At 75.0% G+C, this 20,134-nt stretch carries 17 protein-coding genes; 7 read left to right on the forward strand and 10 right to left on the reverse strand.

All coding sequences use genetic code 11. From position 1 onward, the window contains the following. From ACWDBE_RS02495 to ACWDBE_RS02510, 4 genes are read right to left on the reverse strand one after another with little or no spacing between them, the layout of a single operon-like run. The gene (locus ACWDBE_RS02495; protein WP_449787755.1) at positions 1-1,257 is read right to left on the reverse strand and encodes an aspartate aminotransferase family protein; all 1,257 of its coding nucleotides are present in this window, start codon (positions 1,255-1,257) and stop codon (positions 1-3) included. 11 nt (positions 1,258-1,268) lie between these two features. Continuing rightward, on the reverse strand, positions 1,269-5,642 hold the full coding sequence (locus tag ACWDBE_RS02500) for an AMP-binding protein (RefSeq protein ID WP_449807006.1): 4,374 nt from the start codon (positions 5,640-5,642) through the stop codon (positions 1,269-1,271). Beyond that, complete coding sequence (locus ACWDBE_RS02505; protein ID WP_449787456.1) at positions 5,639-6,208, reverse strand: DUF6309 family protein; 570 nt, start codon at positions 6,206-6,208, stop codon at positions 5,639-5,641. Before ACWDBE_RS02505 ends, ACWDBE_RS02500 begins: the two co-directional genes overlap by 4 nt. An 11-nt stretch (positions 6,209-6,219) precedes the next feature. Beyond that, positions 6,220-7,104: a phytanoyl-CoA dioxygenase family protein gene (locus ACWDBE_RS02510; protein ID WP_449807007.1), complete on the reverse strand. Its 885-nt coding sequence runs from the start codon at positions 7,102-7,104 to the stop codon at positions 6,220-6,222. Between the two features lie 376 nt (positions 7,105-7,480). On the opposite strand from ACWDBE_RS02510, the gene ACWDBE_RS02515 reads away from it, so the two are divergent. From ACWDBE_RS02515 to ACWDBE_RS02525, 3 genes are all read left to right on the forward strand, one after another. Then, positions 7,481-8,143 (forward strand): TetR family transcriptional regulator, encoded by a 663-nt coding sequence (locus ACWDBE_RS02515; protein ID WP_449807008.1) that lies wholly within the window; start codon positions 7,481-7,483, stop codon positions 8,141-8,143. 107 nt (positions 8,144-8,250) lie between these two features. Beyond that, positions 8,251-8,445 carry a DUF1918 domain-containing protein gene (locus tag ACWDBE_RS02520; RefSeq protein WP_449807009.1) on the forward strand — a complete coding sequence of 65 codons (195 nt, stop codon included), beginning with the start codon at positions 8,251-8,253 and terminating at the stop codon, positions 8,443-8,445. 44 nt (positions 8,446-8,489) lie between these two features. Then, complete coding sequence (locus tag ACWDBE_RS02525) at positions 8,490-9,191, forward strand: DedA family protein (protein ID WP_449807010.1); 702 nt, start codon at positions 8,490-8,492, stop codon at positions 9,189-9,191. Here ACWDBE_RS02525 and ACWDBE_RS02530 read toward each other — a convergent pair. Beyond that, positions 9,184-9,924 carry a PIG-L deacetylase family protein gene (locus ACWDBE_RS02530; protein ID WP_449807011.1) on the reverse strand — a complete coding sequence of 247 codons (741 nt, stop codon included), beginning with the start codon at positions 9,922-9,924 and terminating at the stop codon, positions 9,184-9,186. The genes ACWDBE_RS02525 and ACWDBE_RS02530 overlap by 8 nt on opposite strands. Before the next feature lie 109 nt (positions 9,925-10,033). Here ACWDBE_RS02530 and ACWDBE_RS02535 point away from each other — a divergent pair, with 109 nt between their 5' ends. From ACWDBE_RS02535 to ACWDBE_RS02545, 3 genes are read left to right on the forward strand one after another with little or no spacing between them, the layout of a single operon-like run. After that, a complete protein-coding gene (locus tag ACWDBE_RS02535) occupies positions 10,034-10,441 on the forward strand; it encodes a hypothetical protein (RefSeq protein ID WP_449787462.1) in 408 nt (135 codons plus the stop codon). A gap of 59 nt (positions 10,442-10,500) precedes the next feature. Further along, entirely contained in the window at positions 10,501-11,520 is a 1,020-nt protein-coding gene (locus ACWDBE_RS02540) for an MDR family NADP-dependent oxidoreductase (RefSeq protein ID WP_449787463.1), read from the forward strand. 42 nt (positions 11,521-11,562) lie between these two features. After that, positions 11,563-11,955 (forward strand): MerR family transcriptional regulator, encoded by a 393-nt coding sequence (locus ACWDBE_RS02545; protein ID WP_449787464.1) that lies wholly within the window; start codon positions 11,563-11,565, stop codon positions 11,953-11,955. Between the two features lie 94 nt (positions 11,956-12,049). Here the strand turns inward: ACWDBE_RS02545 and ACWDBE_RS02550 are convergent, their stop codons facing one another. The 5 genes from ACWDBE_RS02550 to ACWDBE_RS02570 all read right to left on the reverse strand — a co-directional run bounded on the left by ACWDBE_RS02550 (position 12,050) and on the right by ACWDBE_RS02570 (position 17,697). Beyond that, the gene (locus ACWDBE_RS02550; RefSeq protein WP_449787465.1) at positions 12,050-13,303 is read right to left on the reverse strand and encodes an MFS transporter; all 1,254 of its coding nucleotides are present in this window, start codon (positions 13,301-13,303) and stop codon (positions 12,050-12,052) included. Between the two features lie 5 nt (positions 13,304-13,308). Beyond that, positions 13,309-13,896: a GNAT family N-acetyltransferase gene (locus ACWDBE_RS02555; protein ID WP_449787466.1), complete on the reverse strand. Its 588-nt coding sequence runs from the start codon at positions 13,894-13,896 to the stop codon at positions 13,309-13,311. Further along, positions 13,893-15,188 carry a type III PLP-dependent enzyme gene (locus ACWDBE_RS02560; RefSeq protein ID WP_449787467.1) on the reverse strand — a complete coding sequence of 432 codons (1,296 nt, stop codon included), beginning with the start codon at positions 15,186-15,188 and terminating at the stop codon, positions 13,893-13,895. The genes ACWDBE_RS02555 and ACWDBE_RS02560 overlap by 4 nt, the downstream gene beginning before the upstream one ends. A gap of 74 nt (positions 15,189-15,262) precedes the next feature. Beyond that, on the reverse strand, positions 15,263-16,606 hold the full coding sequence (locus ACWDBE_RS02565) for a DUF6271 family protein (protein ID WP_449807012.1): 1,344 nt from the start codon (positions 16,604-16,606) through the stop codon (positions 15,263-15,265). Further along, a complete protein-coding gene (locus tag ACWDBE_RS02570; RefSeq protein ID WP_449807013.1) occupies positions 16,588-17,697 on the reverse strand; it encodes a phytanoyl-CoA dioxygenase family protein in 1,110 nt (369 codons plus the stop codon). The genes ACWDBE_RS02565 and ACWDBE_RS02570 overlap by 19 nt, the downstream gene beginning before the upstream one ends. Before the next feature lie 432 nt (positions 17,698-18,129). Between ACWDBE_RS02570 and ACWDBE_RS02575 the strand changes: the two genes are divergently transcribed. Further along, positions 18,130-20,070 (forward strand): FUSC family protein, encoded by a 1,941-nt coding sequence (locus ACWDBE_RS02575; RefSeq protein ID WP_449807014.1) that lies wholly within the window; start codon positions 18,130-18,132, stop codon positions 20,068-20,070. Positions 20,071-20,134 lie beyond the last annotated feature (64 nt).

Raw genomic sequence — 20,134 nt, forward strand, 5'->3', positions numbered from 1 at the left:
CTACCGGCCGCCGGCCGCGACGGCCTTCGCCCACAACTCCAGGCCCTCGTCGATCTGTTCGGCCGTGACGACCAGCGCCGGGATCATCCGGACCACGTTCAGGTGGATGCCGCACAGCAACAGCAGCAGGCCGTGCTCGGCCGCGGACTGCTGGGCGCGCCGGGCCGCCTCCGGGTCCGGGGTGCCGTCCGGGCGGCAGAACTCGCTGGCGGCCATCAGCCCGAGCCCGCGGACGTCGGCGATCCCCGGCGTCCCGGCGGCCACCGCCCGCAGCCCGGCCAGCAGCCGGGTGCCCTGCTCGGCCGCGTTCTCGACCAGCCGCTCCTCGCGCAGCACGTCCAGGGTCGCCAGGGCGGCGGCGCAGGCCACCGGGTTCCCGCCGTACGTGCCGCCCTGCGATCCCGGCCAGGCGCGCCCCATCAGCTCGGCGGGCGCGGCGATCGCGGACAGCGGGAAGCCGCTGGCCAGGCCCTTGGCGGTGATCAGGACGTCGGGGAGCACCCCGCTCTCGTGCTCGTGGGCCCAGAACCGGCCGGTGCGGCCGAAGCCGGTCTGCACCTCGTCCACCACCAGCAGGATCCCGTGCCGGTCGGCCCGCTCCCGCAGCCCGGCCAGGAAACCGGGCGGCGCCGGGACGTAGCCGCCCTCGCCGAGCACCGGCTCGACGAACATCGCGGCCGTCTCGGCGGGCGCGGAGACGGTGGCGAGCACCTCGTCCAGTCCGCGCAGGGCGTGCGCCACCGCCTCCTCCTCGGACAGTCCGAGCCGGAAGGCGGCCGGGAAGGGCGCCACCGCGACCCCGGGCATCAGCGGGCCGATGCCGGCCCGGAACCGGGTGCCGGCCGTGGTGAGCGAGGCCGCGCCCATGGTGCGGCCGTGGAAGGAGCCCTCGAAGACGATCACGTTCTGCCGGCCGGTGGCGTGCCGGGCGAGCCGCAGCGCGGCCTCCACCGCCTCGGTGCCGGCGGTGGCGTAGAACAGCGAGTCCAGACCGGCGGGCAGGACCTCGCCCAACCGCTCGGTGAGAGCGAGGAGTCGGTCGTGCAGCACGGTGGTGTACTGCCCGTGGATCAGCCGGCCGGCCTGGTCCCGCACGGCCTCGACCACCTTCGGGTGACAGTGGCCGGTGCTGGTCACCCCCACGCCGGAGGTGAAGTCGAGGTGGCGGCGGCCGTCGGCGTCGTAGAGGTGGAGTCCTTCGCCGCGGACCGCGACGACCGGGGTGGCCTGCTTGAGCACTGGGGAGAGCCGGGACACGGGGCCTGCCTTCACGGGTTGGTCCTGCCTTCACGGATGTCGTCTCGGATGTCGTCACGGCTGCCGTGACGGGTGTCGTGACGCGCGTCGTCACGGCTGTCGCGTCGGGCGTCGTCACGGGTGGGCGGGGTCGGACCGACGGGCGGCAGGTAGCCGGCCTCGGCGGCCCAGGTGAGCGCGGCCGACCACCACCGCCGGGTCGGCGCGGCGAAGCGCACGCCCAGCCGGTCGAGCACCGCGGTGGTGTACGCGCTGTCCACCAGGACGCGGCGCTCCTCCTGCGCCGCCCAGGCGGCGGCCACCCGGGCGGCCGTCGGGTGGCGGCGCTCGGCCCGGGCGAGGGCGGCCGCGAAGGCCTCCTCGTCGGTGAGCCGCACGGGGTGGCCGTGCCCGGCCAGCCACCGCACCAGTTCGTCGTGCGGGACGGCGTGCGGCGACTCCACGTGGTACGCGCCGGGCACGGCGTACCGGTCGAGGGCGATCGCGGCGATCCCGGCGGCCACCGTGTCCACGTACGAGAACGCGAAGGCGGTGTCCGGCCGGCTCGGCGCGGCGCCGGCCAGCAGATAGCCGCGGATCAGCTGGTAGATCCGGTTGTCCCCGGCGTTGGCCTGGAACGCGCCGGTCCGGCTGTGCGCCGCGATGTGGCCGCTGCGGTGCAGGTAGGCGGCGTGCCCGCCCGTCGCCCAGGCCCGGACGGCCAGCTCGGCCCGGTACTTGGTCCGCTCGTACGGGGTGCGGAAGTGCTGGCCGATCTCCAGGTCCGCCTCGCTGAAGCGACGCGGCGGGCCGTCCACCCCGCCCGAGACGGCGAGCGTGGAGACGTGGTGGAGCCGGGCGTCCGGGGCGTTCTCGCCGACCCAGTCGAGCAGCCGGCGCACCGCGAGGTGGTTGGTGCGCTCCAGCTCGTCGGGCGAGGCCACCAGCCGGACGTCCGCCGCCGCGTGCACCACCAGGTGGGCGCCCCTGACGAGTTCGCGTCCGGCCGGGGAGAGGCCGAGGCCGTCCCGGTCGACGTCCCCGGCGAGCGCCCGGACGGCGCCTCCGGCTGCGTTGTCGGCTCCGGCTCCGGCTCCGGCTCCGAGCCGTTCCAGCGCCGTGGCGTCGTCTGCGGCCCGCACCAGGCAGGTGACCTCGGCACCGCGCCGGACGAAGGCCTCCAGCAGGTGCCGGCCGAGGTAGCCGGTGGCGCCGGTGAGCAGCACCCGGGCGGGTTCGCGCACCGTCGCCCGGGCGGCGGTCGGGGAGACGCCGGGGTGCAGCAGCTGGCCGGAGGTGGACAGCGCCGCCCGGACGGGCGGCGCGGTGTCCGGCGCCTGCGCCTCGGCCGCCACGGCCCGGGCGAAGCGCCCGGTGATCCGCCCGGCGGCGGGGTGCGGCAGACCGGGCCGGCCGTACACCAGGTCGGCCACCAGCCGATGCTCCACCACCCGTGCGGTGAGGCGCAGTTCGTACAGCGGGTCGCCGCCGGCGCAACGGGCCGTGCCCGCCTGTTCGGCGGCGACGGTCCAGTCCAGCGCGGGCTCCTCGGGCAGCCGGAAGGTGCCGAGGAAGTTGAAGCCGACGGCGGGCCGTTCGCCGGGCGCGTCCATCGGCCGGACGGGCGCCTCGCGCAGTCGCCGCGCCACGGTGTCCGGGGTGGCCCCGGCGTCCAGCTCGACGTGCTTGACGGCGGTGAACCAGCCGACGGTGTCCAGGAATTCACCCGGGTCGCCGACCGCGTCCCGGCCGTGGGTCTCGACCTCCACCGCGAGCCGGGGGCGGCCGTCGTCGCCGGTGACGGCCTTCGCGAAGGCGGCCAGCAGCACGGCCTCCAGCTCGGCCCCGGCGCCGTGCCGGGCGATCAGCCGGGCGGTGGCGTCCGGGTCGAGCGCCCAGCTGAGCGTGCCGGGCGCCTCGAACTCCGCTGCCGCTTCGGCTTCCCGGGCTTCCTCGGTCTTCTCGGCAGTGCGCTTCTCATTGCCGTCGACCTGCTGGGCATCGGGCGAGGCGAGCGCCGCCCAGGCGTAGAAGTCGGCCGTCGGCGGCAGGTCGACCGGCTTCCGGTCGAGCACCGCCCGGTACGCGTGCGCCAGATCGTCCAGCAGGATCCGCCAGGACAGTCCGTCGACCACCAGGTGGTGCGCGATCAGCGCGAGCCGGTCGTCGGTGCCGGGCGGGCCGGTGAACAGGTGGGCGCGCAGCAGCCGGCCCGCCGACGGGTCGAGGCTGCGGTGGAGTCCGGTGCAGACCCCGGCGACGGTGTCGGCGATCTCCCCGGCGGCGTTCGGGATCCGCGAGAAGGAGACCGGGTCGAGGTCGGCCACCGCCCGCGGTTCGCCGCAGCCGTCCGGAGTGACCGGCCGGCGCAGCGCCGGGTGCCGCTCCAGGACGCCCGCGACGGCGGCCGAGAGCGCCGCCGGGTCGACGGCGGTGCGACAGCGCAGCAGCACGGACTGGTTCCAGTGCCGCAGGTCCCGCGGCTTCCGCTGCCCGTACAACCAGCGCTGGGCCGGGGCGAGTCGGAGCCCGCCGGTGGAGCCGCGCGGGGCCGGGGCGGACGGCGCGGCCGGGACCGCGGCCGCCGCCAGGCCCTCCGCCGTCGGGTGCCGGTAGAAGTCCTCGTAGGCGACCCGCAGGCCGGAGCGCCGCAGGAAGGCGATGGTGCGCATGGCCAGAATGGAGTCGCCGCCGAGGCCGAGCACGTCGGCGCCCGGCCCGACCACGGGCAGGCCGAGGGCGCCCGCCCAGAAGCTCGCGATCTCCCCGACCAGGCCGCCCCCGGCGTCACCGCCCGGCTCCCCCGCGCCGGCCGCGCCCGACTCGGCCCGGGCCTCGACCAGTTCGGCCGCCAGCTCGGCCAGCCGCTGCCGGTCGAGCTTGCCGTTCGGTCCGACCGGGAACCGCGGCAGCACCAGGATCGGCTGCGGCACGGAGTAGCCGGGGAGCCGGTCCCGCAGGTGGGCCCGCAGCCCATCGAGCCGGTCCGAGCCGTCCGAGCCGTCCGAGCCGTCCGACAGCCGTACGATGCCGATCAGTTGATGGCCGAGCGAGGTTTCCCGCAGCAGCGCCGCCGAGCGGGCGACACCCGGGTACCCGTCCATGGCCCGCTCGACCTCGGCGAGGTCCACCCGGTACCCGCGGACCTTCACCTGGCGGTCCACCCGGCCCAGGAAGACCAGGGTCCCGTCGGCCCGCCGGCGGCACAGGTCACCGGTGCGGTAGACGAGTCGGCCGTCGTGCCGGACGAAGCCGCGGGCGGTCTCGGTCGGCCGGCCGTAGTATCCGGCGGTCAGGCCCCGGCCGCCGATGAGCAGTTCGCCCACCGTGCCGTCCGGGGCCTCCCGGCCGGTGCCGTCCACCACGGTCAGCAGCACCTCGCCGATCGCGGTGCCGATCGGTACGGTCGGCTCCTCGGCGGGCAGCTGGCGGGCGGAGGTGACGAGGAGGCAGGCGGCGCCGACGGTGGTCTCGGTCGGGCCGTAGTGGTTGACCAGCCGCGCGGTGGTGCCGCCGTCGAGCAGGGCGGCGGCGAGCGGGCGGGGCAGCGCCTCGCCGCCGAGCAGCACGGTGTGCAGCGGCGGGGAGTCGGCCGGGCGGCCCTCCAGCAGGGCGGTCAGGTGCGAGGGGGTGGTCTTCAGCACGTCCACCCCGGCCCGGCGCAGCGAGGCCCAGAAGGCCTCCGGGTCGCGCACCTCGCGGTCCGGCACGAGGTGCACCGAACCGCCGGTGGCCAGGGCGAGCAGCCAGGAGGTGTGGCCGAGGTCGGCGGCCAGGGTGGTGACGTGCGCGGCGCACGGCGCGTCGGCCTCGGTGAGGTCGAGCCGCCCGGCCAGCGCCCGGGCGTAGTGCACGGCGTTGGCGTGGGTGACGGCCACCGCCTTGGGCTCGCCGCTCGACCCGGAGGTGAAGGAGAGGTACGCGAGGTCCTCGCCCCGCACCTCGGCCCGCGCCTCACTCCCTCCCGGCGGCAGGCCCGGCAGCGCCTCGACGTCGACCACCTCCCCGCCGAGCCCGCCCTCGGTGGCGAGCACCCGGGCCACCCGGACGGAGGCCAGCCGCCGGGCCAGGTCCGCCGCCGACCAGTCCGGATCGGCCAGCACGGCCGCCGCGCCGGAGCGCAGCACCCCGTGCAGCAGCACCAGCATCCGGGCGTCCCGGGGCCCGACCAGGGCGACCCGGTCCCCCCGGCCGGTGCCGGCGGCGGCCAGCCGGTCGGCGATCCGGTCGGCCGCGGCGTCGACTGTGCGGTAGTCGAAGCCGCGGACGCCGTCGGTCAGAGCGGTCCGGTCGGGGTGGGCCCGGGCGCGGTGGGCGAGCAGCTCGGGCAGCGAACGGGCAGGGCGGGCGGGGTCGGCCGGGTGGCCCGAGGACGCGGAGCGGACGTGCTGCGTCGCGGAGGTCACGCCGACTCGTCCCCCGTCCGGCCCGCCCGGGCGGGCTCGGCGACCACCGCCGGGTCGCCGACCAGGTAGCCGTCCAGCAGCGGCCGCTCGGGCAGCCGTCCGGCCAACTCCCAGGCCAGCATGCGGTGCAGGCCGTCGAGGTGGATCAGACCCGACCGGACCGCGAGGTCCCCGTAGTCGGAGTGGTCGACCGGGGAGGTGCTGAGGAAGAGGGGCGTGAACGGCGCCCGGCGCAGCAGCCGGAGCTTCGTCGCGCAGACCGGGTTGGCGGTGGCCCACGCCGCCCCGCCGGCGCGGACCCGCTCGGCCGCCTCGGCCACCGTCAGTCCGCAGCGCGGCACCAGTTCGAGCTCCCCGCCCTCGCTGAGGTGCCAGGGCAGCACGACGCCCAGGACGTCCGCCCGGGAGAGCCGGATCCGCCACCAGCCGCCGCGGATGCGGTCGGCGCGTTCGAGGTTCTCCTCGCCGTACATGTTGCTGTTCGCCTCGTGGGCCCGCTCCACCGGGTGGTCCCGCAGGTAGGCGTCGTGGACCTCGGGGTAGGCGACGGCGGTGACGATCTCCACGGCAGTGCTCCTCAGACGGTTCCGGTGTACTCGGTGCCGGCGTACTCGGTGCCGGACGGTCCGGTGCCGGCGTACTCGGTGCGCCCGGTACGCCCGGCACGGCTCGTGCCGGTGTACTCGGTGAAGTGCCGCTCCGCGAACAGCTCGGGCCACTGGCCGTCGGCCAGGTCCAGTTCGCGGGCCCGGGCGAGCATCCGCCGCCAGTACGGCTTCACCGGGCGCCAGCGCGCCCCCACCTGGCAGTAGGAGGCGTCGACGAAGTAGCGGGGCCGGCCCGGGCCTTCGGGCGCCGGCCGACGGGTGTGGAACAGCGCCGAGTTGAGCAGCACCGTCGAGCCGGGCGGCAGCCGGTCGATCACCACCTCGCCGGCCAGTTCCGCGGTGCCGTGGTGGGCGTAGGCGGACTTGTCGGCGGTGCGCAGGTGCGAGCCGGGCAGGACGGCCAGACTGCCGACCTTCCCGTCCAGTCCGCCGAGGTAGTGCAGCGCGTGGACCATCAGCAGCGACGGGTCGGAGCGGTCGTTGGGCTCGCAGTCGTGGTGCCAGGCCTTGCCCGGGATCCCCGGGTCCTGGCGGTCGCTGTGCAGGTGGTGGAAGACGAAGTCCGGCCCGAGCAGACGGGTCAGGGCGAGCAACAGCGGTGGGAAGGTGAGGAGTTCACCGTGGGCGGGAAGTTCCAGTTCCAGCAGCGGCGGCGGTCCGTACCGTAAGGGGTCGGCGCAGGCGGCGATCGAACGGGCCCGCAGACCCTCGTCCACCCACCGGTCGACCTCGGGGGCGAGCCGTTCGCGCAGCGCTTCCGGCAGCAGGCCGGGCAGGACCAGGTATCCGGCTTCCAGGAACTGGCGGCGGTGCTCGGTGTCGAGGGCCTCGCGCCCTCCGGGCGGCAGCGTCACCGAACCGATCCCCTCCTTCCGGTCGGCGGGGCACACACAGGAACGTGGCGCCACAGGGCGTGGCACGGGCAGTGGAGGTACACGGCGTCATCCAGACCTCGGGTGGCGGCGGAGCGTCCGTCACAGGCGCCTCGGCCGCCACAGCTGAATCGCGATCACCACGAAGAGGAATGCGTTGATCACGCAAGGTAGTCCGCCTCAGGAGTATGAACCTGTCCTCGCGTCCACGACAAGGCCGATGCCAACCCGTGGACACCTTCCCGCCACCGTGCCGTTCAGCTCCGGCCACCACTCGCCTCCCGTCGCACGGGCAACTCCGCGCCGATCGCGCCCCGGTGATTCGCCGCCGCAACAGCGGATGCGGCACAGTGAGGTCATGAGCGACAGGACCAACCCCGCCCCCGGACCGGTCAGGCGCCGCCCGGTCCAGCAGCGCAGCCTGGAGCGGTACGGCCGCATCCTGGACGCCTGCGCCGGACTGCTGGACGAGGTCGGGGCGACCGCGCTCACCACCAAGGAGGTGGCCCAGCGCGCCCAGGTGCCGATCGGCACCCTCTACCAGTTCTTCGCCGGCAAGGAGGACCTGCTGGCCGCGCTCGCCACCCGCAACCTCGACCGCTACCTCCAGCGCCTGGACGCCCGGCTGGCCGCCGCCGCACCGGTCGGCCCGGCCGTCTTCACCGACCTCGCGGTGGAGGAGTTCGTGGCGATGAAGCGCGCGGTGCCGGGCTTCGGCCAGCTGGACTTCGGCCTGGCCGTCCCGGCCGTGCCCACCGACGTCCTGGACGACCGGCACCTGCTGGACACCGGCGTCGACAACAACACCGCCGTCGCCCTGCGGCTCCAGTCGCTCGGCGGCGAACTGTTCCGGGCGGGCGACCCGACCGCCACCACGCTCACCCTGCGGGTGGCCCTGGAGGCCGCCGACGCGGTGCTCAAACTGGCCTTCCGGGAGGCCCCGGACGGCGATCCGGCGCTGATCGCCGAGTGCAAGCGGTTGGTCCGCGGCTACCTCGCGCAACAGCCGTCCGCCCGCTGACGCCCACCCCCGGCGCCCGAGGCGTTGCGCACCCGCCGCCCCCGCAGCACAGTGGATAGCGGGAGAGGCCGCGCAGGCGGCCTGCACACGACCCGAGGGAGCAGACCATGCACGCGGCGGTAGGTGACCAGCTCCACATCCACAGCAGATCGGTGGGCATGGTGGACCAGAAGGGCGAGATCGTCGAAGTCCGCGGCACCGACGGCCAACCGCCGTACGTGGTCCGCTTCGAGGACGGCCACGAGGGCCTGATCTACCCCGGCCCCGACTGCAACATCGAACAGCGCCAGGCGGGACGCTGACCGACTCCCCCGCCACCTTGCCCCGCGCGAGGTGGTGAGGAGCGGTGTCCGCCCCCGCGACCCCGCTGCCCGGGGCGCTCGCCGGGCTCGCGCCACTGCTGGACCACTACGGGTACCTCGCGGTGGCGCTGCTCGTGCTGCTGGACAACTGCGGCATCCCGGTGCCAGGGCAGACCATCCTGGTGCTGGCCTCGGTGTACGCCGGCGCCGGGCACCTGGACTTCGCCGCCGTGCTGTTGACCGCGGCCGGCGCCGCCGCGCTCGGCAACAGCCTCGGCTACCTGATCGGCCACACCGGCGGGCGCGCCTTCGTCCACCGCTGGGGCCGCTACGTGCTGCTCACCCCGGCCCGGATGGAGCGCGCCGACGGCTTCTTCGCCCGGCACGGCGGCAAGGTGGTCACCGTCGCCCGCTTCGTGGACGGGCTGCGCCAGTACAACGGGATCATCGCCGGGACGGCGGAGATGCCCTGGCGCCGGTTCCAGCCGTTCAACCTGCTCGGCGCGGTGCTGTGGACGGCGGTCTGGGGCACCTTCGGTTACGTCGCCGGGGCCCACATCGGCACCGTCTACCACACGGCGCTGCGCTACCAGATCTGGTTCGCGATCGCTCTCGGCGTGCTGGTCGCCGCCCTCCTGCTGCGGCAGGTGCTGCGCTACCGCCGTCGGCGCCGCGCGGGCACCGACGGCCCCACGGACGGGTCCGAGGACGACGGGTCCGAGGACGGGTCCGAGGCTCCTAGCTGAGCGGGAACACCTCGAACGACACCGCGAAACGCGTCCCCAGCCGGGTCCCGGCGCCCCGGCCGGCACCCTCCAGGAACTCCCGGGGCTCCGCCATCGCCCCGCCCAGTCCGGCCAGGTACGCTCGGTGCTCCTCCAGTGAGGCGACGCCCCGGTCGAAGGTGTCGGTGGTGTCCACCGCGTGCTTCGCCTCCGGCGAGGCCGCCGCCCAAATCTGCCGCACGCCGTTCCACGGCTCGTGGCCCTCGGCCAGCAGCTCGCGGAACACCCAGCGGTTCCCGGCGTCCCTGACCCCGTCCAGGGTGGCCCGCCCGACCGCGATGTGGTCGGCCTGGTTGAGGAACTCCCCGCCGTAGGTGTCCCGGAAGTTGCTGGTGATCACGATGTCCGGCCGGTGTCGGCGCACCAGCCGGGCGATGTCCCGGCGCAGCGGCAGCCCGTACTCGACCACGCCGTCCGGGTAGCCGAGGAACTCCACGGTCTCGACGCCGACCACGCGGGCCGAGGCGAGCTGCTCGGCCTCGCGCAGCGGGCCGCACTCGGCCGGGTCCAGCCCGTCGATGCCCGCCTCGCCGCTGGTGACCATCGCGTAGACGACCGTCTTGCCCTGCGAGGTCCAGCGGGCGACGGCCGCGGCCCCGCCGTACTCCATGTCGTCGGGGTGGGCGACGATCGCCAGCGCCGTCCGCCAGTCCTCGTCGACGGGCTCGAAGGACTCGGGGGCCGGCTCGCTCATGCTGCTCGTTCCTCTCGATGCGGCTCACGGTCGTCCGGGGGTCCGGCCGTGGACCATGATCCGGCGGCCGACTGGGAACTTACCCCGCGTCAGGTGGCGTCGAAGGGGCATGACCCGCTACCAGCTCGGCTTCGTCCACGCGGCGCTCGCCCTGCTCATCCTGGAGACCGTCGCCGCCGTCATGCTGTTCCTCATCGCCTCCCCGATGATCGGCGGCCTCTCGTTGCGCCACGACACGTGGGACGTGCCGCTCGGCGTGCTGATCGCGTCGGTGGTGGGCGTGTCCGCCGTGCTCAACACGTGGGCGGTCAAGGCGGTGTCGCGGATGGGCATGGCGGGCGAGCGGACCGGGCGCCGCCGGCTGGCCCTGGCCGGCGCCGCGGTGGTCCAGCTCGGTCTGGCCGCGCTCGGCCTGCGGCACGAGAACACGCCGGCCGTCCTCTACCCGGTCGTGGTGCTGCTCCTCCTCGCGGCGCTGTCCGGCCGGCTTGCCTCTGACGCAGGGGTCAGGGGTTAGCGTCCGGGCACCCCGCGGCGGCACCGGCCGCCGCTCCCCTCGTTCCGAGGAGTGCCGCCATGGCCCTGCCCGCCACCGCCCGTGTCGTCCGGCTGACCGCCGCGCCGAAGGGGCTGCCCGCCCCCGGGGACTTCGCCGTGGCCGAGGAGCCCCTGGGCGCGCCCGGCCCCGGGGAGGTGCTGGTCCGCAACCGGGCCTTCCTGGTCTTCCCCGCACTGCGCACGCTGATCGGCGGCGCGGGCTCCGGCCTGCCGCTGCCGGGCATCGCCCCCGGGGACGCGCTGTTCGGGCCCGCCCTCGGCGAGGTGCTGGCCGCCCCCGGGGGCGGGCCGCTGCGCCCGGGCGACCTGGTCACCCACCTGTACGGCTGGCGGGACCACGCGCTCGCCCCGGCCGGGCGTTTCACCGCCGTCCCGGCGGACTTCCCGGACCCGCTCGCCCTGGTCTCCTCCGCCGCGGCCGGCTACGGCGGGCTGACCCGCTGCGCCGGGGTGCGCCCGGGCGACGTGGTGCTGGTGACCGGCGCGGCGGGCGCGGTCGGCACGGTGGCCGGACAGGTCGCCAGGCTGCTCGGCGCCGCCCGGGTGATCGGCACCACCCGCTCGCCCGCCAAGGCCGAGCGGCTGACCGCCGAACTCGGCTACGACGCCGTGCTGGTGCCCGGCGAGCGGCCGCTCGCCGAGCAGTTGGCCGGGGCCGCGCCGGACGGCGTCGACGTCGTGCTGGACCTGGTCGGCGGCGAGCAGCTGACCGCCGCCGTGGCCGCGGCCCGGCGCGGCGCCCGCCTCGCCCTGGTCGGCACCCTGGCCGGTCAGCTCGCCCCGGAGCGCCAGGGCGGCGACGCGCCGACCGTGATCGACGCGTTCCGGGTCGTCACCCTCGGTCTGAGCCTGCGCGGCTTCACCGTGCCGGACCACCCGGGCCTGGAGGCCGAGTGGCGGGAGCACCTGGCCGGCTGGCTGCGCGCCGGGGAGATCGTCCTGCCCCGGACGCCGGTGGCGGGCATCGACCGGGCCGCCGAGGCGTTGGCCGGAGTGTTCACCGGGAACACCTTCGGGACCACCCTCGTGGAACTCTGACCATCCGGTACGACGACCGGGTACGACGACCAGGGAGCGGGCATGCGGATCGGCGACGCGGCGGCAGGGGCGGGCACCACGCCCAGGGCACTGCGCTTCTACGAGCAGCGCGGCCTGCTCCACCCGCCGGCCCGCTCCGCCTCCGGCCAGCGCGAGTACGGCCCGGACGACGTCGCCCGGGTCCGGGTGATCCGCCAACTCCTCGCCGTGGGGCTGACGGTGGACGACCTGGCCAGCCGGGCCCACCGCCTCGACCTGCTCGGACAGGACCCGCCGGTCCGCTGCTCCGGCTCTCCCGGCCCGGACACCTTCGCCCCCGTAGTCCACGCCCGACTGGCCGCCCTGGACGTCGAGATCGCCCGCCTCACCGCGCTGCGCGCCAAGCTCGCCCACCACATCGCGACCGGCGGCTCGGACGTGCCGGCCGAGGCCTGACGGATGCGGGAAGCCCGTCCGAAGGATGCGGGAAGCCCGGCCGGCACCTCGCGACGGGGGTTGCGGGAGGTGCCGGACGGGCGCGCAGGGCGGATCAGGACGCGTCGGTGGCGAGTCGGCCGTCGGCGACCGGGGCGGCGGCGCCGTCCCGCCCGGTCCAGCCGATCCTGGTCGCGCAGAGGGAGACGACGGCCGCCGAGGCGGCGACGGCGGCCATGCCCCAGAGCAGGCTGGTGGCACCGGCGATGAAGCCGATCACGGCGGGGCCGGCCAGCAGGCCGGTGGTGCCCATGGCGGCGACCAGCGAGAGGGCGTCGGCGCCCTGCCGGGCCGCGGCGACGTAGACGCACGGGGTCACCGCGGCCACGCCGAGACCGACGCAGGCGAAGCCCAGCAGGGTCGGGACCACGCCGCCGACCGCCAGCGCGAGGGCGAGCCCGAGGCCGGCCAGCAGGCTGCCGGTGCGCACGATCCGTCCGTCGCCGAAGCGGGTGCGCCAGCCGTCCGCGAAGATCCGGGCGCAGACCATCATCACCGAGACCACCGCGATGCCCATCGGGGCCAGTCCGGCGCCGGCGTGCACGTAGTCCTTGAGGTAGAGCGCCGACCAGTCGTTCATGGCGCCCTCGGTGACGGTGCCGAACACCATCGCCAGGCCCATCCACAGGGTCGCGACGGTCGGCAGCACGAAGCCGCGGCGCTGCTTCTTCTCCGCCGATTCGCCGGTGTCTCCGGTGTCGCCGGCGTCGGCGGCACCCTCGGCGTCGGCCGCCGCGGCCGGGCCGTCCGCGAGCAGCCCCGGCCGGGCGGCCACCACCAGCACCGCGAGCAGCGCGGCGGCGAGCCCGAAGTGCACCGCCAGGGTGCCGGTGGCGGAGGTGACGCCCGAGGCCAGCAGCGCGGCGAGCAGCGAGCCGGCGCTGAAGGTGGCGTGCAGCCTGGACATCGTGGTCCGCTCGAAGCGCGCCTCGAGCGCGGCGCCCTGGGCGTTCATCGCGACGTTCAGGCAGCCGACCGCGACGCCGTCGAAGAACAGCACCAGCAGCGTGACCGGGTAGTTCGGCACCACCGAAAGGGCGAGCAGGATCACGCCGAGGGCGAGTGCGGACAGCACCGAGAGCAGCCGGGAGCCGAGCCGCCGCATCAGCACCGCGACCACGGGGAAGGACACCGCCGCGCCGATGCCGCAGGTCATCAGCAGGAGGCCGATCTGGGCCTCGCCCAGGTCGAGCCCGGCCTTGAGCGCGGGCACCCGGGAGACCCAGGTCGCGTACTGGAATCCGAGGACGAAGAACAGTGCGCCGATGGCCACTTGGGACCGGCGGAACTCGTCGCGAACGGGGGACATCGGTATCAGCCCACTTCGGCTCTGGGACGCGGCCCGGGGACCGGGTCGGTGGAGTGCGGCAGCGGCCGGGCCGGGACGGGGTCCAGCGGCATCGCCATGTAGACCGCCCGGGTGCCGTAGCTCTCGGGCAGTTCGATCTCGGGCCGGGCGCGGTAGCCCAGCGGGGTCCACAGCACGTGCGAACCGCGGACGGCGACCAGCGAGGCGGTGCGGTAGCCGGCCGCCCGGGCGGTCTCCTCCAGGTGCCGCAGCATCCGCAGGGCCAGGCCCCGGCCGCGCAGGCCCTCGGAGATCACCAGGTCATGGGCGTGCATGTTGGTCGGCCGCTCGCCCGCGCCGGGCGCGGTCCCGCCCTCGTCCTCGCTGCGGCCGAGGTCCGGGCAGCGGAACAGCGGGTACGGCAGGGCGAGCAGGTAGCCGCCGAGGCCGCCCACGTGCTCCAGCACGAAGCAGGTGTCCGGCGAGGCGCGGTGCCGGGAGCGCAGGGCCTCGCGGCCCTCGGACAGGCCGCTGGCGGCGTAGGCGCGCTCCTCCAGCGCGACCACCTCGTCCCAGTCCTCCTCCCGGAGCAGCCGGATGCGGTACTCGCTCATGCGCTTCCTTCCTCGCGGCGCCCGCCGACGCAGGTGTACGGCAGCGGCGCGAAGCCGTTGAACCCCTGGGTGGCGTAGGCCGTGGCGTACGCGCCGCAGGAGTGGATCCAGACCGGGTCGCCGGAGCCGAGCGCGCGCGGGACGCGCACCAGGCCGTCCTCCTGCGCGTACGCGTCGTCGCTGTCGCAGGTCGGGCCGGCCACCACGGCGTTGACGAACCGGCCGCCGGGGTGGGTGGGGAACTCCAGCCGGTACTGCAACTGGTCCATCTCGTACAGGCCGTTGAACTTGCCGCAGCTCAGGTAGAGCCAGTCGTCCCTGGTGCCGTCGAGGCGGCGGCGGGAGGTGAGCCGGGAGACGTGGGCGCGGATCGCGCCGTGGTCGGCGACGAGGTGGCGCCCGGGCTCCAGCAGGAACTCCAGCGGCCCTGCGTTGACGGCGCGCAGCCGTTCCATGCCTTCGCGGATCACCGCGAACATCTTGTCCAGTGGCGGGTCGAGCGGGCGGCCGCCGCGGTCGAGGACGCCGAGGGCGGGCAGGCCGCCGCCGAGGTTGATCCGGGTGGGGATGATGCCGCGCCGGTTGAGTGCCTCCAGCACGGCGGCCAGCGAGTCGATCGCCGCGGCCCAGGCCTCGGCGGTCATCTGCTGGGAGCCGACGTGCACCGACAGGCCGGAGGGCACCAGCCCGGCGGTGCGGGCTTCGTCGAGCACCCGCAGCGCATCCTCGGGCGAGCTGCCGAACTTGTGGCTCAGGCCCCACAGGGCGCCCTCGCCGCTGGTCGCGATCCGGCAGAACACCCGTGCGCCGGGGGCGTGTTCGGCGATCGCCGCGACGTCCTCCAGGCTGTCGGTGGCGAAGTCGCGCACGCCCAGCCGGTGGGCCTCGGCGATGTTGCGGTCGGACTTGACGGTGTTGCCGTAGTGGATCAGCCCGGGCGGCACTCCGGTGCGCAGCGCCTGGGCGATCTCCTGCGGGCTGGCCGCGTCGAAGCCGGAGCCGAGCGCGGCGAGGTGGTCCAGCACCTCGTCCACCGGGCAGGCCTTCATCGCGAACCGGACGGCCACGCCGGGGAGTTCGGCGCACAGGGCGGTGTACTGGCGGCCGATGCCGTCGAGGTCGTAGATGATGGTGTCCTCGGTGGCGGTGGCGAGCGCGGCGCGCAGCGCGCGGTGGTCGTGCTCGTCGGGGCGCGGCGGGTTCGCCGGGGGCGCGTCGGTGTGCACCGCGGAGACGACCGGGACGCGGTGTGTGGTGTTCGCGGTCCGGTGTCCCGCGGTCTGGTGTGCCATGGTCTGCGGTGTCACGGCCTGCGGCGGCGCCACGGACTGCGGTGTCACGGCCTGGTGTTTCACGGTCTGGCGTGTCACGTGGAGCTCCCCCTCGGCCTGCGCGGCAGCCGGTCGGCGGGGGTGGTCCTGCTCGCCCGCACCAGCGGGCCCCACGCGTCGATCAGTGTCGCGAAGTCCTCGATGTCCGCCTGCGCCTCGTCGAGCAGGCGCGCCCGCAGGGGCGCCAGGTGGTCCGCGAACTCGGCGTACTTCCCGCCGAGTCGCCGGTAGCAGCGGTCGAGTTCGGCGAGCCTGCGGTGGTTCTCCGCGCGGTCCGTCGCGGCGCTGCGGCGGGCGGATTCGGCGATCGGCTCGGGGCGGACGCGGTGCTGCTCGTCGAGCAGGGCGTCGCCGGCGGCCTCCATCTCGGAGTAGACCGGGTAGAGGTAGAGCATCGACAGCAGGAACTTGGCGTAGCGCAGCTGGTAGGCGGTGAAGCCGGGGCCGGTGCGCCGTTCCGGGGTGTGGTAGTTGACGATGTGGCGGTTGTGGGTGACGCCCGGCAGGGTCGCGTCACGCACCAGGTGGTGCAGGAAGTAGTCGCTGCCTATGGTGTCGGTGGCGGGCGGCAGCGGCACCCGTTCGTACACCTCGTGGTGGAGGGCGATGTTGCACATGTCGATGTGCCAGATGTCGGGCAGGTCGAGCACCGCGAGGTCGGTGGTGAACGGTTCGGTGCCGCCGCCGGTGAAGGATTCGGCGACCAGTTCGCGCTTCTCCTCCTCGCTCGCGCCGGTGGGCGCCCAGAGCGCGACCACGTCGTGGTAGACCTCGGGGTCGAGTTCGCGGATATCGCCGACGTCGACGGAGAGTTCACCGACGAAGGAGGCGCCGACCAGGGCGACCCGCTTGTCCGCGTGCACCGGGTCGAGGGTGTTCCGGGTGACGGCGGCGGCCGCGTCGGCGGCCTTCAGCCCGAGCGTGGCCAGCTCGTGCTCGATCGGGAACACCGGTTCGCCGTCGAGCAGTTGGTAGCGACTGTCGGAGTCCCGGCGGTGCACCGACTCGCAGCCGAGGGCGGCGGCCAGCAGGAACGCCCGGTTGGTGCAGGCCCCGTAGGAGACGGCGCCCGGCAGCATGAGGTCCAGCAGCCGGTCCGGTCCGGCCTCGCCGGCCGCTCCGGAGCGCTCGATCACCGAGCGCAGGAAGTCGCGTTGGGCGTCCTCGTCCAGGTGGTGGACGACCACGCCCTCGACGGCCGGCAGGGCGGCGAGGGCCACGGTGTGCCGCTCCCTGGCCGCCGGGTCGGCGGAGTCCAGCACCAGCAGGTGCACCCGGACGCCGAACCGCCGTACGGCGTGGGCGGCTTCGGCGCCGATCGCGGTGATGGTCTCCGCGCACTCGCGGTTGGTGGGCAGGGTCAGGCAGACGTCGCGCATTCCCGCTCCCCCGTGGCGGCCGGCCGGTCGTTCCCGTGCTCCTCGAAGGGCTTGCCGCTCCAGGACCGCAGGCCGAGCAACTTCTCTCCCAGTTCGGTGAGTTCAGCGGTCCCGTAGCGCTGGGCCTCGGGCCGGTCGGCGTCGCCGACCAGGGTGCGGTTCCAGTCCGGGGTGGCGAGCGTGCGCCAGGACTCCACCCGGGAGCGGCGCAGCTTCTCGGACTCCTCCAGGGCCGGCATCATCGACAGGTACTGCACCGCGCGCACGCCGTTCTCGGAGGTGTTGCGCTCCACGCCGTGGGCGAGCAGACCGTTCCAGATCAGCAGGTCACCGGCCTCCAACTCGGGCCGCACGACGGGGAACTCGGTGCGGTCGACGTCGGGGCGGATCGGGTCGCGGTCGGCCGGCTGGGCGGCCTGCCACTCGTTGAAGCGGCGGAACAGCTCCGGGGAGCACTGGAAGCCGCCGTGGTCGGGGGCGGTGTCGTCGAGCGCGATGATGCCCTGGACGCGCTGCGGCAGCATGCCCTGGGTGGTGTCGACGTCCCAGTGCAGCTCGATGTCGAAGCCGCGGTCGGTGGGCTCGATCAGCGCGCGGTCGCGGTTGCGGATGTTGGGCGGGTTGAGGTTGAGCCGGTCGAGGGTGACCCAGAGCTCCTCGCAGTCCCAGACGTCCACGAAGGCGTCGTAGACGCGCTGCGACTGGCGACTGTCCCAGAGGAGTTGGTGGTGGTAGGCCTCGACGAAGCCGTAGATGTGCAGGTGTCGGTCGAGTTCGTCGCGGTACTCGCGCTCGCGGTACCAGTCCTCGGGGCGGTCCGGTGACAGGCCCTGGAACTCCCAGGCGAAGTCGAGCAGTCGGCGCGCGGCCTCGGCCGGGATCGCCTGCTTCACCACCACGTAGCCGTAGCTCTGCCAGAACGCGTGGTCCTCCTCGGAGAGCACCCGCAGCGGGTGCTTCTTGCGGATGTCGCGCAGGGCGGTGCGGGCGAGGTAGCTCTCGGTGTCGGCGCTGAAGTAGGGGCGCTCCGACGCGGCCCGGTACAGGTACTCCCCGGCGGGCACGTCGGGGCGTTCGGCAGGGCTCGGCATGGGCAGTCACTCCATGGTTCGTAGTCGGCGCAGCGCTTCCTCATGCGCTCGGTGCGGGCACGGCGGGTCGACGGCCGGTCGACGGCCGTGGCGGGAATCCGGGCGCGCGGCGGAGGGTCCGTCCGCACACGGTCCTTGCCACCTCACCCCGACGGGCACGGAACAGCGCCACATCAGGGGGCCAACTCGCCCGCCCGGAAGGGTGTCTCACCCCACATCAGCCACTGCCGTACCGCGCTCCCCATACGTTGGACTAGACCAACTAATGGTGTCAACCCTTTCCCGAGGGTTGCCGATTGGGAAATCCGCGCAGCTCACAACGCCTCTCGGGGTTCGCTTTATGTTTCGGAGACTGACATAAGCGCGGGTATGTTTCCGGAATTGACATAAGCGCGAACGGTGAACCGGACGGGCCGGCCGTACGTTGGGCGTATGGCACGCGCGCTGACGGCTCCCCCGTGGCTGACCGAGGGCCTGCGGCCCCGGGCCGCGCCGATCCCCCGGGCCGCGGTCGCCCGCGCCTCCGTCGCACTCGCCGCCCCGCTCGCGGTGGGCACCGCCACCGGGCGGCCCGCGTACGGCGCGCTGGTGTCGATGGGCGCGCTGTCCGGAGTCATCGGGGACACCGCCGACGCGTACCGGATGCGGGTGTTCAACATCGCCGTGCCCCAGCTCTTCGGCGCCCTCGGAATGCTGTGCGGCACCCTGGTGTTCGGCTCCGGCTGGGCGGCCGTCGCGACGCTGACCGTCGTCGCCCTGGTCTCCGGCATGATCTCCTCGATCGGCGCGGTCGCCTCCGTCTCCGGACTGCTCCTGCTGCTCAACGCCGTCGTCGGGGCCGGCCTGCCGCTGCCCTCGCCCTGGTGGCTGCCGCCCGCCCTGCTGCTGCTCGGCGGCCTGGTCGTGCTCGCCCTGACCCTGCTCGCCTGGCCGCTGCGCCTGGGCGTCCCCGAGCGGGTGGTGGTCGCCGACACCTACCGGGCGGTCGCCGACCTGCTGGCGGCCGCCGGCACCCCGGAGTACGACGGCCGCCGCCGCGAGCTCACCCGCTCGCTCAACCAGTCCTACGACCTGCTGCTCGCCCGCCGGGCCCGGCGGCACGGCCGCTCACCCACCCTGGTGCGGCTGCTCGCCCAGCTCAACGCGGTGATCCCGGTGGTCGAGGCGGCCCCGGCGGCCCAGCTGCGCCCGCCCGAGTTCGGCCCGCTGTCCGCCGGCTACCCGGCCGCCGTGCGCGCGCTGGCCGACGCCGTCGAGCAGGGCCGCACCGGCCCGCCCCCGCCGCTCGACCTGCCGGTCCCGGCCGGCCCGTCCACCCGCGCGCTGGTCGAGGCGGTCCGGCACGCCGCCGCCGTCGTGTACGAGGCCGCGCCCGACCCGTACGCCGACGAGGACCGGCTCGGCCGGCCCGCCCGCCTCGCGGTCCGGGCCCGGCGCGCGGCCAGGGCACTGCTGCTGTCCGACACCTCCTGGCGGTACGGGCTGCGGCTGGCGCTGTGCATCGGGCTGGCGCAGGTGCTGGTCTCGGCGATCGCGGTGCCCCGCTCGTACTGGGTGGCGCTGACCGTGACCTTCGTGATGAAGCCCGACTTCGGCTCGGTGTTCTCCCGCGCGGTGCTGCGCGCGCTCGGCACCGCGGCCGGGTTGCTGATCGCCATCCCGGTACTGGCCGAGGTGCCGCACGGCTGGTGGGACGTCCCGGTGATGGCGGCGCTGGCCGCGCTGATCCCCGCGCTGTCCGCCAAGGGGTACGCCTTCCAGACCGCGGCCATCACCCCGGTCATCCTGCTGCTCTCCGACCTGCTCAACCACCAGGGCTTCCACCTGGTGCTGCCCCGGCTCTACGACTCGCTGATCGGCTGCGGCATCGCGCTGCTGGTCGGCTACCTGCTCTGGCCCGAGTCCTGGCACACCCGGATCGGCGACCGCCTCGCCGACGCCGTCCAGGACACCGCTGCGTACGTGTCGCTGGCCCTCACCACCGCGCCCGGACAGGACGAACCGGCCCGCGCCCACTACCGGCGGCGGCTCTACCGGGACCTGTCCACGGTGCGCAGCGAGTTCCAGCGGGCACTCACCGAGCCCCCGCCGGTCGGCCCCCGGGCGGAGGCGTGGTGGCCGGTGGTGATCGCGGTCGAGCGGATCGTGGACACCACCACGGCCACCCGGGTGCGGATCGAGCACGGCGCGCCGGTGCCGGCCCCCGAGGACGTCGCCGCCGTCACCCGGGAGCTGACCGGCCTGGCCGAGGCGCTGCGCACCGGGGCGCCGCTGCCGGCGGCGGAACCGGACGTGCTGTCGCCGGACTGCGCCCTGGCCCGGCTGCACCACGAGGTGCACGCGGCCCGCTCGGTGGCGGCGCCGGTGGTCTGAGCGGCGCCCGGTGCGGCCGGTGTCGGCCGAGGGCGCCGCCGCCGGGCCTCGGTCCCGGCATCGC

The organism is Kitasatospora sp. NPDC001132, from assembly GCF_053598415.1.

Coding starts and splice junctions, on each gene's coding strand:
- ACWDBE_RS02545 (WP_449787464.1), top strand. CDS start 11,563: ATGCGGATCGGCGACGCGGCGGCAGGGGCGGGCACCACGCCCAGGGCA.
- ACWDBE_RS02515 (WP_449807008.1), top strand. CDS start 7,481: ATGAGCGACAGGACCAACCCCGCCCCCGGACCGGTCAGGCGCCGCCCG.
- ACWDBE_RS02540 (WP_449787463.1), top strand. CDS start 10,501: ATGGCCCTGCCCGCCACCGCCCGTGTCGTCCGGCTGACCGCCGCGCCG.
- ACWDBE_RS02560 (WP_449787467.1), bottom strand. CDS start 15,188: ATGGCACACCAGACCGCGGGACACCGGACCGCGAACACCACACACCGC.
- ACWDBE_RS02565 (WP_449807012.1), bottom strand. CDS start 16,606: ATGCGCGACGTCTGCCTGACCCTGCCCACCAACCGCGAGTGCGCGGAG.
- ACWDBE_RS02530 (WP_449807011.1), bottom strand. CDS start 9,924: ATGAGCGAGCCGGCCCCCGAGTCCTTCGAGCCCGTCGACGAGGACTGG.
- ACWDBE_RS02570 (WP_449807013.1), bottom strand. CDS start 17,697: ATGCCGAGCCCTGCCGAACGCCCCGACGTGCCCGCCGGGGAGTACCTG.
- ACWDBE_RS02520 (WP_449807009.1), top strand. CDS start 8,251: ATGCACGCGGCGGTAGGTGACCAGCTCCACATCCACAGCAGATCGGTG.
- ACWDBE_RS02550 (WP_449787465.1), bottom strand. CDS start 13,303: ATGTCCCCCGTTCGCGACGAGTTCCGCCGGTCCCAAGTGGCCATCGGC.
- ACWDBE_RS02535 (WP_449787462.1), top strand. CDS start 10,034: ATGACCCGCTACCAGCTCGGCTTCGTCCACGCGGCGCTCGCCCTGCTC.
- ACWDBE_RS02555 (WP_449787466.1), bottom strand. CDS start 13,896: ATGAGCGAGTACCGCATCCGGCTGCTCCGGGAGGAGGACTGGGACGAG.
- ACWDBE_RS02575 (WP_449807014.1), top strand. CDS start 18,130: ATGGCACGCGCGCTGACGGCTCCCCCGTGGCTGACCGAGGGCCTGCGG.